The 13,841-nt window shown below is 34.2% G+C and carries 11 protein-coding genes; 5 read left to right on the forward strand and 6 right to left on the reverse strand.

Annotation, left to right across the window (positions count from 1 at the left end):
• Positions 1-43: 43 nt before the first annotated feature.
• The 5 genes from KMW28_RS04540 to miaA are packed head-to-tail and all read right to left on the reverse strand — an operon-like array spanning position 44 to position 5,695.
• Positions 44-1,096, reverse strand: coding sequence for a response regulator (locus tag KMW28_RS04540; protein WP_066209898.1), 1,053 nt, complete (start codon positions 1,094-1,096; stop codon positions 44-46).
• 9 nt (positions 1,097-1,105) lie between these two features.
• Positions 1,106-2,761, reverse strand: coding sequence for a sensor histidine kinase (locus tag KMW28_RS04545; protein WP_169664341.1), 1,656 nt, complete (start codon positions 2,759-2,761; stop codon positions 1,106-1,108).
• A gap of 15 nt (positions 2,762-2,776) precedes the next feature.
• A complete protein-coding gene (locus KMW28_RS04550) occupies positions 2,777-3,226 on the reverse strand; it encodes a response regulator (protein WP_169664342.1) in 450 nt (149 codons plus the stop codon).
• A 50-nt stretch (positions 3,227-3,276) separates the two neighbouring features.
• Positions 3,277-4,800 (reverse strand): PAS domain-containing sensor histidine kinase, encoded by a 1,524-nt coding sequence (locus KMW28_RS04555; protein ID WP_169664343.1) that lies wholly within the window; start codon positions 4,798-4,800, stop codon positions 3,277-3,279.
• The gene (gene miaA, locus KMW28_RS04560) at positions 4,781-5,695 is read right to left on the reverse strand and encodes a tRNA (adenosine(37)-N6)-dimethylallyltransferase MiaA (RefSeq protein WP_169664344.1); all 915 of its coding nucleotides are present in this window, start codon (positions 5,693-5,695) and stop codon (positions 4,781-4,783) included. Before miaA ends, KMW28_RS04555 begins: the two co-directional genes overlap by 20 nt.
• Before the next feature lie 116 nt (positions 5,696-5,811).
• Here miaA and KMW28_RS04565 point away from each other — a divergent pair, with 116 nt between their 5' ends.
• From KMW28_RS04565 to KMW28_RS04585, 5 genes are all read left to right on the forward strand, one after another.
• Complete coding sequence (locus KMW28_RS04565; protein WP_066209887.1) at positions 5,812-6,414, forward strand: thymidine kinase; 603 nt, start codon at positions 5,812-5,814, stop codon at positions 6,412-6,414.
• 62 nt (positions 6,415-6,476) lie between these two features.
• The gene (locus tag KMW28_RS04570) at positions 6,477-9,719 is read left to right on the forward strand and encodes a PAS domain-containing protein (protein WP_169664345.1); all 3,243 of its coding nucleotides are present in this window, start codon (positions 6,477-6,479) and stop codon (positions 9,717-9,719) included.
• A gap of 57 nt (positions 9,720-9,776) precedes the next feature.
• Positions 9,777-10,247 carry a peptidylprolyl isomerase gene (locus KMW28_RS04575; protein WP_066209884.1) on the forward strand — a complete coding sequence of 157 codons (471 nt, stop codon included), beginning with the start codon at positions 9,777-9,779 and terminating at the stop codon, positions 10,245-10,247.
• A gap of 106 nt (positions 10,248-10,353) precedes the next feature.
• Positions 10,354-11,301, forward strand: coding sequence for a hypothetical protein (locus KMW28_RS04580; RefSeq protein ID WP_169664346.1), 948 nt, complete (start codon positions 10,354-10,356; stop codon positions 11,299-11,301).
• Positions 11,302-11,326: 25 nt separating this feature from the next.
• Positions 11,327-12,289: an energy transducer TonB gene (locus tag KMW28_RS04585; RefSeq protein WP_169664347.1), complete on the forward strand. Its 963-nt coding sequence runs from the start codon at positions 11,327-11,329 to the stop codon at positions 12,287-12,289.
• An 89-nt stretch (positions 12,290-12,378) separates the two neighbouring features.
• Here the strand turns inward: KMW28_RS04585 and KMW28_RS04590 are convergent, their stop codons facing one another.
• On the reverse strand, positions 12,379-13,668 hold the full coding sequence (locus KMW28_RS04590) for a glucoamylase family protein (protein ID WP_169664348.1): 1,290 nt from the start codon (positions 13,666-13,668) through the stop codon (positions 12,379-12,381).
• Positions 13,669-13,841 lie beyond the last annotated feature (173 nt).

Here is a 13,841-nt window from a genome sequence, read left to right on the forward strand (position 1 = left end):
AAAAGAAGTTTTTTTAGACCTTTTAAATAATTGAGGCTTAAAATTAGTTACTCAAACGCTCTAATTTTGCTAAGTCAATTATAGTAATATTCTTATCCTTGATTTCAATTAAACGCTCATCTTTAAAGTCAGAAAGCGTACGGATAAGTGTTTCTTTAGCTGTACCAACGATTTTAGCCAAATCATCTCTAGTGATCGACATTCTTTCGTTTGGTCCTTGCTGATATCTCTTATCTAATTGAAGTAATACCTCTGCCACACGTTGTCTTACAGAACCATAAGCAAGTTTCAATAACTTCTCTTCTTGCTCGATTACCTCTTTTGTTAATAACTTGATGAAAGAGTGAGAAACGTCTCTATTATTATGAATCAATGAGAAGAAATCTTCTTTAGGAATCATAGTAATTTCACATTCTTCCAATACCATTGCCGATTCAGGGTAAGGTACGTCTTTCAATAAGGCTACATAGCCTAAGAAATCGCCAGCACCATGAATACCAGTGATGTATTCTTTACCGTCCTCGTTAGTTTTATATGTTTTTACTTTTCCGCTGACAACTTGAAGTAAAGCATTTGGATGATCACCTTCGTAGAAAAGAACACTTTTCTTTTTGTAAGCACGAGATTTTCTATTTTCTGACAACTTTTCCAAGTTATTCATTCCTCTTGCATCACTAATGAATGTATCAAACCCATCGGCAGATTGCTCGTAGCGTTTTTTTACAGTATCACTTTTTTTCAAGCGACTTTCAATAGCGTCTAGAAGTTCAACATCATCAAATGGTTTAGAAATGTAATCATCGGCACCGTGACTCATTCCTTTTCTGAAGTCTGATTTTTCTGCCTTTGCAGTTAAGAAAATAAACGGAATACTAGCAGTATTAGGGTCTTTACTTAAAGCAAACAAAACACCGTAACCGTCAAGTTCAGGCATCATGATATCACAAATGATTAAGTCAGGATTGTTTGCTCTAGCCTTTTCTACACCAAGCTTCCCGTTTTCAGCTGTAATAACTTCGTAATTTGATAATTCTAAGATTTCTGAGGTATTCTCTCTCATCTCAGGATTGTCTTCGATCAGAAGTATCTTTTTCATATTTATAAACTAATTTTTCGGTATTGTTACAGTAAATGTTGTGCCCTGTTCCTCTTTCGAAACAAAGTCAATCGCACCTTTTAACATCTCAAGGTACTTACTAACAATGTTTAGTCCTAGTCCAGTACCCTGTATATTTATAGCATTCTCAGCACGGAAGAATCGGTCGAATAGGTGAACTTGTTCCTTTTCAGGAATACCCATTCCTTCATCTCTTATGCTAATAGAAAATGTTTCTTCGTTTACTTCAGAATCTACCCAAATACGATCACCAATCCTCGAATATTTTATAGCATTTGATAGTAAATTGATGATGATGTTTTTTAAAATCTGAGGATCAGATTTAATCTTTTCCTCTCCATTATGAGAAATGATAATTTTTTGTCCCTGCTTCTTTACAGGAATCATTTCATCACAGATATTTTCTATAAAATCGTAAATCTGAATAGTGGAAATATGCACTTTTGCCTTTCCTTCCTCCAATTTACTAATAGAAAGGAAATCATTCAAAATTTGTGTAAGATTGTTAACGGAAGATTTGATTCTTTTAATATGTTTTTCCCTTTTTTCGGCTTGTTCTAGAGATGTGTATCTAGAAATCAAAGAAACAGAGGATAATATCGTGCTAAGAGGCGTTCTAAATTCATGAGAAGCCATAGAAACAAATCGACTTTTTAACTCGTTTAGTTGTCTTTCTTTTTTGAGTGATTTTAGGATTTCTTTTTCTGCTTTTCTTTGCTGGGTAATGTTCAACATTACCACTAAAAGTTGTTTGGTTTGCTGTCGACTATTCTTAATAGGGACAATAATCACAGAGTACTTGATGTCCTTGTAATCAAACTCAAATATTATTTCCTCGCCAGAATCAATGACCTGTTTTGTGAGCTCAAATTTTTGAGTATAAACATCAGCCATTGCAGGGTCATTTCTTGATAAAAATTCAAAGAAACGAGCTCCAATTATTTTTTTAGAGTCAAGTTCAAGGTCTTTAAAACCTTTACCGTCTGCAAATATATAATGTAAATTTTCGTCGAGTACAGCAACAATACCATAAGGGAAGTTGTGGGCAATTACTTTATAGATCGCCTGACTCCTTACGAGTTCCTCTTCCGCTTTTTTTCTCTCATTTATTTGGAGTTCAAGATCCTCGTTAGAACGTTGTAAAGTTTTAATAGCTTTATCCAGCTGTCTTGTTCTGTCTTGAACACGTTGTTCTAATTGTTCGTTTAGTTCTTTAATATGGTTGATGTTCGAACTATGTAGAATACTATGTCTTATCGCTCTTTCAAGTTGTTGATAAGTCATTTTTCCTTTTACCAAATAATCAGATGCACCGGCAGTCATCGCTTGTTCATCGACTTTTACATCACCTTGTCCTGTAAGTAGAATAAAAGGTAGATGTCTTCCGGTTCTATCAAGTGATTCGATAATTAAATCAAGACCACTTTTAGCTCCAAGAAGGTAATCGACTATATAAACATCATAATCACCACTCATCACTTTTTCAAGTGCCTTGTCATAATTAGGCTCCCATTCTAATGAATAATTACGAAAGGGTATTTCTTCTAAAATATCTTCGGTAATGATGTAGTCGTCTTCATCATCATCGATTAAAAGTACTTTTATGGTAGCACTTGGTTGTTCTAATATATTAGAGAAGGGCATTTAATAAATGGTTTTTTAATTTTTTGGTAAACGGACAGTGTTGAACCAATATTGATGAATGGTTTTAAAGATATCCACCATGGCATCAAACTGTACCGGTTTAGTAATATACGAACTAACCCCTAAGTTATAAGTTTTTAGGATATCATCCTCATCGTTTGAAGTTGTTAAAACCACTATTGGGATTTTTTTTAATGTTGGGTCTTTTTTGATCTCACTAATGCAGTCTTTGCCATCTTTTTTAGGCATGTTGAGGTCAAGTAAAATTAAATCAGGTAAACATTGGTTTTCAAGTTCTTGAAATTGTTTATTCCGATTTAAATAACTCATTAATTCCTCTCCATTTTCGACAAAAGTAAGATCACCTTTTAATTCACATTCATCAAAAGCTTCTTGTGTCATCATACGATCATCAGGATCGTCTTCAGCACAAATAATATTCATGGGCGTTAGATAATTGTTCATAAAATGAAAGTTATGTTTGGTAAGTCTATGTAAAAAATAAACTAAATAGTTTAGTAAGTTCCGTTCTCAATATTTGTTTGCATACTAATAGTAAATACCGTCCCTTTATTAATCACACTTTCTGCTGTAATATCCCCTCCATGTCGTTGAGCAATTTTTTTACAGATCGCAAGACCAATTCCAGAACCATTGTATTTTCTACCTTCTAGTCGTTGAAAAATCTGAAATATTCTATCACTGTATTTTTGATCGAATCCGATTCCATTATCTTCTACCGAAATATAAATAAAGTTAGGTTGATTTTCATCTTCTTTAAACGTGATTTTCACAACCGGGTCAAGATCATCTTGTTTAAATTTGATGGCATTTGAAATTAAATTTTGAAACAGTTGTCTCAGCTGAGTTTCGTCCCCTTTTATTGTTGGTAAATCAGGAAGGTTAATTTCTGCATTCGAATCAGTAATTGATATTTCCAAGTCAGATAAAACGTCCTCCAGGATCTTATTCAAGTCAATTTCTCCAAACGGTTTAGCCTTTGATGATATCCTCGAGAAGCGTAATAAATCAGAAATTAATTGTTGCATTCTTTCCGCAGAGCTCAACATTCTATCGATGTAATCTTTTCCTTTATCAGAAAGATTTTCTTTTTCTTTCTTTTGAAGTCGATCCCCAAAAGCACGAATTTTTCTTAAAGGCTCCTGTAAGTCATGTGAACTCACATAAGCAAAGTCTTCCAATTCTCTATTTTTAGAAATCAATTCTTGTAGATATTGCTGTACTTTATTCTCGTTTTCAATTCGAGTAGTTACATCCTCTGCAAAAATGATGATTCCACTAATTTCTCTGTCGTTGTTGTACCAAGGGTGGGCTTCCCATTCAATACAAACCGTATCCCCATTGAATTTTTGAATATGATCGAGTTGGATGCCTGTTTTTTGACCCAATAAAACATTTTGGAAAATATTTTTCCAATCTTCCTTAAAGTAATAGTCTTCCGTAATACTATGGCCTATTACATCAGACAAATCTTGTCTAGAATCTAAAATTGTTTTTTTCCAACGAGCACTTGCTACTAGATATTTTAATTCTAAATCCAACATAGCAATGGCAGCTGGAGCATAATCAGCATAATATTCCAAAAGTTGACGCTGTTCGATGACTTCTTTTTCTGCAATTTTTCTCTTTGTAATATCATTTACAAAGGCCGTATAATAATGTTCTCCTTCAATTTCTAGAGGACTAATCGATATCTCTACAATAAAAGTAGACCCGTCTTTTTTCTGAGCCTGAAATTCTTTTCCATCACCTTTAGTACGCATTTTAGGTTGTTCAAAAGAGCTGTTTCTAAACGATACGTGTGTTTTTTTTAAGCTATCAGGAACGAGTGTTTCTATAGGTTGATCGATGAGTTCGTTTTGGCCATAACCAAATGTTTTTTCGGCCATCGGGTTCACACCTATAATGATTCCTTTTCTGTTGATAATTACAATTCCTTCGGATGCGGCTGTAAATAAAGCGGATAACGGGTCTCCTTCTTTTAGGAAAAATGGAGCGTTATTGGTTAATTTTTTCATTCAAGTACTCTATTACTTCTTTTAATTGATCTGGGTGTGCCCAATGGGTGTTAGGGTTTCTTCGGAACCAACTTAACTGTTTCTTAGCATATCTTCTGCTATTTCTTTTAAGTAGTTCAACCGTTTCTTTCCAATCGTGTTTTTGATCCCAAAAATCAAAAATTTCTTTGTACCCTACAGTCTGTAAGGCGTTGTGTGTTTTGTATTCTTTAAGTCGTTCAACTTCTTCGACCAAACCATTTTTTAGCATCAAATCCATTCTAAAATTGATTCTATCATACAATTCTTGTCGGTCTCTGTCTAATCCAATAGTGATAATATCAAAAGGTCGTTGTACTGAAGCTTTGTTTCTTTGACTTGTATAGGTTTTACCTGTAATTTCAATGACCTCTAGAGCTCTAATCACACGCTGTGTATTTGCTCTATCGACCACTTCATAATATTCAGGATCTTTGATTTTTAATTGATCGAGCAAAGGTTGAATACCTTCGTCTTTGAATTGTTGATTAAGCTTATTTCGAATTTCGGGTTGAGACGTAGGCATTGGGTCGATCCCTTTGCATACAGCATCCACATACATGCCCGATCCTCCGGAAAGAATGACTGTTTGATGTTTTTGAAAAAGATCCTCTAATAAAGCAAGTGTATCTTTTTCATAATGTCCGAAACTATATTCTTGATTGATACTTAGATGCCCAACAAAATGATGGGGAATGTCTTGCATTTCCTCTTCTGTTGGTCGAGCAGTACCAATTTGCATTTCTTTGAAAAATTGACGGGAATCGGCATACACCACTTCTGTTTTTAATTCTTGTGCTAATTTTACACAAAAATCTGTCTTACCAACTGCTGTTGGCCCAACCACCACAATTAATACTTTTTTATCTTCTTTCATATCGAATGCCCATCCTTAATCTTACTTTGCAAAGTTAACAAATGAATTGATACATTAATAGTTATTGGTTCAGACAAAATTGTACCTTTGCAAACTAATAATTCAACTGTATCAAAATGTTTGTAGAACCTAGATTTAACGACCGATCAGACGAGAAGGCAATTGGCTGGATAGAAGTAGTGTGTGGCTCCATGTTTTCAGGTAAAACTGAAGAACTTATTAGAAGAGTAAATAGAGCAACAATTGCAAAACAAACAGTACATATTTTTAAACCTGCTGTGGATACAAGATATCACGAAGAAAACGTAGTATCTCATAATTCTAACTCAATTATTTCTACTCCAGTGAAAACTGCAGGGGAGATTACACAATATGTTGGCAAAAATGAAGTTATAGCTATTGACGAAGCACAGTTTTTTGATCAGACTTTAGTCGATGTTTGTGTTGACTTAGCCAACAAAGGGCATCGTATTATTGTATGTGGTTTAGACATGGATTTTCAAGGGAATCCGTTCGAACCTATGCCACAATTAATGGCAATTGCTGAATATGTTACAAAGTTGCACGCTATTTGTGTGAAATGTGGTGAACCGGCATTATATTCCTACCGATTATCTGCATCAAAGGATCAGGTTCTTCTAGGAGAAACAGATTCCTATGAAGCAAGATGTAGAAAATGCTATCAAAAAGGAATGAGTGACCGTAGTTCAGATTCTTGATTATCAGGGAGTCAGGTACAGCTGATATCTCTGTGTTATCTAGCTGAAAAATAGACTTCTCGATGAGAAATAGAATTGATACAGATAATTTTAAACGTCAATTAATACGTTACTTTAGTTTTAGAACTATTCAGGGTAGGAACGTTCTCCTAACGACTTCTTACCTTTTGATTTTGATTGCCTTCACAATTTTTGTGGTCTATCAAAATAAATTAGTAAGTGATGTTGGTGATAGGGTAATCCAAACTAGAAATCCTATCACCGTCATGACTTCTAGAATTAATGCAGGTCTCGATAGGGTATCTGCAGCACAAAGAGGCTACTTTTTGACAAAAGACGACAGTTACAAAGACGAAAGAAACTCGCTTTGGGATACTGATATTTTACCAGCCTTAGAAAAACTAGAAATTTTAGGCAAACAACTGACCTCTCAAGACAGACGTTCCATAGATGCATTAGGTATTCTTTTGAAGGAGTATAAACACGGTCAGGACGATCTAGAACTCTACTTTGAGCAACATCTTACCGATTTTGCAGCAATTCAAGAAGATATAGAAGAACTCGATTCCCTCACATTACGATTAAAGCTCGAAAGTTTTAAAAAGAAAGTAGAGGTAGACGAATATATTGTCGATTATTTATTGAACAATATATCACCACTTAAAGCAGAAATTAGAGAATATTTAGGCCCATTATCTCAACAGCAACAAAAAGCCATGTTGGATGATGTAAAGAGAATCAACGAAGATATTGATAGTGCTAACTCATCAATTGCCTTTGTTACAGCATTCTTTGCCATCTTGGCCATTGGTTCATCACTACTTGTAATTCGAACATTAAATACCTCATTACAACGGCCAATTAATCAATTGGACCGTTTATCAGTGGGTGATCTCGGTGAAAATATCGAAGAAACCAATGATGAGATGAACGATATCATTACCTCGTCCAACCGACTCCGACAAAACTTGGATAAAGCATCTGCTTTTGCCTTAAACATTGGTGAAGGGAACTTTGAAGCAGATTTCTTGCCGGCAGGTAATCACGATATGTTAGGTAATGCATTGGTTCAAATGAGAGATCGTTTGAAAAATGTGGCAGATGAGGATGAAAAACGAAACTGGATTACTAAGGGTATGGCCCATTTTGGAGATATTCTTAGACAGTACAGTGATATCAAAGAGTTATCAAATTCTATTGTGACCGAATTGGTTCGTTACTTAAATGCTAACCAAGGAGAGCTATTCTTTATTGAAGAAGATGAAGATGGAGAAAGATATCTTAATCTAGAAGCAACGTATGCTTTTGAGAGAAAAAGAATCATAGAGAAGAAGATACATGTCGATGGTCGCTTTGCTGAAGGATTACTTGGGCAATCTTACTTGCTAGGAGAGACCATTTATCTTAATGACGTTCCTTCGGGATATATTGAAATTACTTCAGGTTTAGGTGATTCTACACCGAGAGCAGTTTTAATTGTTCCTTTAAAGATTAATGATGCTGTTGAAGGTGTTTTAGAAATTGCAAGTTTTAAAGAAATAGCAAGCTTTGAAGTAGAATTTGTAGAGAAAGTAGCTGAATCTATTGCCTCTACTCTGAGAACGGCAAAAAATAACGAAAGAACCAAAGAACTATTAATGTCATCTCAAGAACAAAGAGATCACTTAAGAAGCCAAGAAGAAGAGATGCGTCAGAATTATGAGGAGCTGCAAGCGACTCAAGAGGAAATGGAAAGACGTCAGATCGAATTAGAAAACTTAAAGAAAACACTTCAAAATCAAGTAAAAGAAAGAACGAACGAATTAGAAAAAACACTAGAAAGGTTCGATCTAGCATTGCAAGGTACTACTGAAGGTATTTGGGATGCAGCCTTAAAAGATGGAGAATTGGATAGTTCTACCATTTTCTGGTGGTCTCCTCGTTTCGAAGAGTTACTTGGTTATGAAGAAGGTGAATTAGAAAATTCTTTAGATTCATTCTTACAAAATATACACCCAACTCAAAGAGAAGAATCAACTAAAATATTCAATGGTCTTATTAATGATCATTTAGGTATTGCACCAAATCAAACAGATGTACAACTGAGACTAAAAGATGGTACTTACAAATGGTTCCATGTTTCAGGAGCAGTAAAACATAATGAAAATGGTAAAGCTGTTCGATTTGCGGGAGCGATTAATGATATTTCTTCTAATGTAGACTTAAAAGTATCCCAAGAATTATTATCTCTTAGAGAAGCGAACTTAAAAGCTTTCCTAGATGTAACACAAGATTTTGTCATCGCTATCGATACAAAAATGATGGTTACTCTAGCCAACAATGCGATCAAGGAAGCATTAAAAACTAGAGGTTTAGATATCATTGAAGGAGAAACAGTGATCTTGGATATGGTACGACCAGAAAACAGGGATCATTATCATAAAAACATTAGAAGAGTATTGGACGGAGAAGTATTTAATGATGAGATGAGTTTCCAATTCGGAAATTTAAAACGCATCATGGATACGAGATACTACCCAATTATATCAGACGATAATCAAATTGTTGGTGCAACAGTAATGTTCCATGATATTACCAATCGTAAGCAAAGAGAAATAGATCTTATCGAGTCAAGAAGACAAATGAAAGCTATTTTTGATACTTACGATGCAGAGGTGTACATGAAAGATCTTGATGGTAAGTATATCATGGCCGATCAGACATTTATATCTTCATTGGATGTTGACTTTGATATTATCGGTAAAACCGATGTAGAAATCTATGGTCCTGAAAAAGGAGAAGAAATTTGGGAACTGGATGAGGCTATTTCTGAACAAGAAACAGAAATTTCTTATTTAGACACAAGAGAGGATGGTAGCAAATTCAAATGTGTAAAATTCCCTATGGTGAATTCTTCGGGTAAGGTATATGCTATTTGTAGTATTGCTTCCAAATTAGAATTTGAGGGTGAATTGGATAGTGGTGTTGATAAAGTACCTAACCCAGTAATCTATAGAAGTGGCAGTAATCCAAAAGAAATAGTGCATCAAAGTGGAACTTGGAAAAATTACTTTGGTGAAGATATTTCTTTAGATAGATATATATCAGAAAAGGATCAGGATCGATATGATAATGCCATCGCAGTTATCACTGATGCTGTAAATCAAGGGAAAGCCTATTACGAGACATATGTGGTTACTTTGGATAATGGAAATAAATTATTGATGTTGGAAAAAGGAAATGCCGTAGAAAGAGATTACGATGGAGAAAAGGTAATAGTTTCTTCTCTAATTAATCTGACTCCATTACGTCCTAATCATGCATAAATCGATAATTTAATTACCTTTGCATCACTTTAATTTAATTATTCAAAAATTATTGATATGAAAGCGATCATTAAAACAGATAAAGGAGATATGAAAGTAGATTTCTACTTAAACGATGCTCCTAATACAGTGGCTAACTTCGTAGACCTTGCAGAACACAACTACTACGATGGTTTAACTTTCCACAGAGTGATCCCTAACTTCGTAATCCAAGGTGGATGTCCTGACGGTACTGGTGCTGGTGGACCTGGTTACAGAATTGCATGTGAATTGGATGGCGACAACCAATACCATGACCGTGGTGTTTTATCTATGGCTCACGCTGGTAGAAACACAGGTGGTTCACAATTCTTTATTTGCCACAGCCGTGCACAAACTTCTCACCTAGACCGTAACCATACTTGTTTTGGTAAAGTAATCGAAGGTGTTGAAGTAGTAGATGATATTCGTCCAAACGATAAAATCGTATCTGTTCAGATTATCAGAGAAGAAGGTGATCCTGAATTAGGTGAGGTGAAAAAATTATAATTTCTAATTTAGAAATAGTAACTTTAAAAAAGCAATTAATGTAAATGCATTAATTGCTTTTTTATTTTTATACAAACTTTACTTTTTAAAACTACTTCAATTAAAAATGAAACATCAAAAAACTATTACAACGGTACTAGGGTACCTTTTATTCATCACAACTTCTGTTTTTGGCCAAGAAAAAATGTATCTCAACAAATGGAAGGCTGAATGTCAGAAGAGCGAAGCTGAATTTTATCAAACTATTGAGAATGTAGGTACTGAAACTCCATTATATCAAATAAAAACATTTTCAATTGATGGAGTATTACTAACAAATGGACTCAAAGAAGATGTAAAAAAAGGAAGGTACATCAACGAGTTTAAAGAGTACTATAAAAACGGAAATGTTAGCAGGATTTATCATTATAAAAAGTCTGAAAAAGATGTATTTGTAGAAACATTTTTCCCTGAAGGCCAGAAAAGATCAGAGTTGATACTAATTGGTGGTTATGATGAAGAAAAATTTTTAAATGCCTGGAATGAAGAAGGAGAACAAATCTGTACGAATGGAGAGGGTGAATATTTTTGGAAGTCAGAAAAAAACGGAAAGCTTTACGGGGGGAAAATGACAAAGTTCCATAAAATAGGAGAATGGACAGGGTATGTTGAAGACCTTGATATTACATTTACAGATACTTACAGAGCTGATGGTTCTTTGCAAAAAGGACAGGCTGTGCGACAATCTGATAAAAAGGTATTTACCTATAAAGATGAATATGTTTATCCCTATGTGTTGAATTATGTCCTTTATAAAAAGGTGAAATCCAAAATCAATAATTTACCAAAGGATATAAATTCAGATCATGTATATATCTCAGTCTATATAAACAAAGATGGTGAAGGAGAATATGCTAAAATGAGATTTACAGATGAACCTACATCAGAAAGCGAACGCCAAGCTTTAGCAATTGTAAGAAAGTATTTGAAGAAATTTAATTTTGAACCAACTAAAAATCGAGGCGTAGCTACCGACGGTAAAGCTTATTTTAAATTTAAGCTTAAAAAATCTTAGAGGTACTACTCCTGTATCTATTCTCATGAAACCAACTCTTCGACTATTACTATTTTCTTTACTTTTAACAAGTTATTCTGTAAATGCTCAATCTGATTATATCTCTATTTATTTGGATAAAAATGAATTAGAATGTACCAGAAAAACGGATGCGAAGTCAATTGCTAAAATTCGATTATCCACTGAAAGAAATGTTTTAGATTCTGTTTATGTCTATTATTTAGATGGAAACATAAAGTCTAAAGGAACATACCTTAAGTATGTTCGAGGTATAAAACACGGTGAAATGACCCATTATTATAAAAATGGAACGTTAGCAAAGAAAGAAACTTATAATAAAGGTGTCTTGATCGTGGAGGAAGTGGAGTATTACCCCAACGGTCAATTGAAATTGATTAAGATGCATCCTTTTAATTCTAAAAATGTCGAAATTAAAAATGCTTGGAATAAAGAAGGCAAACAAACAGTTCTAGATGGAAAGGGCGTTCTGGATTACATTTCTTGGGATGGAATTCATACTGCTAAAGGAAAAGTAAAAAATGGAAATAAGGTAGGTGAATGGATCGGAAAAAATAACCTATTGTCTTTTACATATACCGAAAAGTATGATGCTCATGGTAAATTGATGTCTGGAGTATCTATCAAAAACCAAAAAGAATTTACCTATTTCCAACTCACAGAAGAACCAAAGCATGAGAAAGGAAAGTATCATGTTTATCGTTCTATTGCTCATGTGATAAAATATCCAAGAGAAGCTAAAAATGGTGAGGTTAAAGGGAAGGTATATACAAGAATGTACATCAGTGAAAAAGGAGATGCCTATAACTTTAAAGTAGTAGAAGGTATTGGTCCAAGATGTGATAAAGAAGCTTTTAGAGTGATATCTCTAGTATTTAAAGATGCTAATATGATACCCGCTAAAACAAGAGGAGTAGCATTCGAAAGTGTTTACATTTTTCCTTTATCATTTAAAGTCGGTTTGGAGTAATATATTTTGAAATCTAATTGATTGATTAAATATCAAAAAGTGCTTTTCTAATTAAAGAGAAGCACTTTTTTGTTGATTAACAGAATAGATTATTGCTCAAAAGTCCAATTCAACCTTTGAATTCCTGTTTTTATATCCTCGTCCATCATAAAATATTTCCATAAAAGTCCAGTTCTGTAATTTTCAATCATAGTGATAATCGGTCCTTGATCAATGGCTAAATAAGATTCAGCATACCAATCGTTGTTGGATAGGTTGTAGGCATCTTTAAAGCCATATTCACCCCATAGTTTAGGTTTTGTCTCATATAAGTGTCGCATTACCTCAAGAGATTCTTTTGGAGTATAAACAATCGACGATAAAGCTGCCGTTGGAGAAATTGTACCATTATCTAAGTTGGTCGTTGGTTCATGTGCCATATACCCACGGAAAGGGTCATCACTAGCGGTTAAACCCCATTCTTTTTCTCCATAATTAGGGTATTTATCTTTCTGATTGATACACCAAAGTCTATTCTCTAAAGTTCTTTCTTTCATTAATTGAAAGTATGATTTTTCTGAATTTCCGTCTTTAAACTTAGGATCTAAACCAATATAAGAGTAATGTGCCCAGAACAACGGTTTGGCAGAATCTTTCTCTAAGCTTAATTGATATCGATCCGTACCATTTTCCCAGCACGATTTATAAATACTAGGATCAATTTGATGTGTTGGTGAGGCTGCTGCCAATAAATACACAATTTGCGTTTCGTTAAAACCATATAAAGGCATATTCATTTGGAAGTCATAGTTTGGAGACCAGTGCCAATATAAATTTTCAGTACCGTTTCTATACCAATCCCAATCGACACCTTCCCATAAAGAAGTTGCCAATTTTCTAAGTTCTTTTTCTTCCTCATTATTCTGATTGAAATAATTACGAGAGGTAATAATTCCTTGAACTAGAAATGCGGTTTCCACTAAATCTCCACCATTATCTTTTTTAGAAAATGAAAATGCTTTACCTGTAGATCCATCGTACCAATGTGGAAATGCACCATGAAACTGATCTGATTTGTTTAGAAACTCATAGATTTGAATCAATCGTTTTGTTCCTTCTTCTCGAGTAATATATCCACGTTCTATACCTACAATAATGGCCATAATCCCAAATCCAGAACCGCCTGTGGTAACAATATCGTCATTACCATTGCTACGTTCCCTTGCTAATCCCGCAAGCGGATGTCCATAATCCCAGAAATATTTAAAAGTTTGTTTTTGGACAGTTTCCATTAATTCTTCATCAGAAAGCTTTTCTTGATTTTGTTCATCTTCATTGCATCCCCATAATAGGAAAGATGTGAAGATGAAAAGGAGGGAAGTCCATAAGTATTTCTTCATTTCGTTTAGTTTTAGTTGAGTAGTTTGAATTTATGTTGTGGGTAAAAGTTGCTGATTATTTTTGAGCTAATAGAATATAAGAGTGATCATGATCTTATCAAAAAGTAATCTGATGATTAAGTTTTTGATGATCAGTAATCTATCGTGATTTTTATTGAGAGGAAAAGAAACCT

This window comes from Flammeovirga yaeyamensis, from assembly GCF_018736045.1.
GTDB classification, from domain to species: domain Bacteria; phylum Bacteroidota; class Bacteroidia; order Cytophagales; family Flammeovirgaceae; genus Flammeovirga; species Flammeovirga yaeyamensis.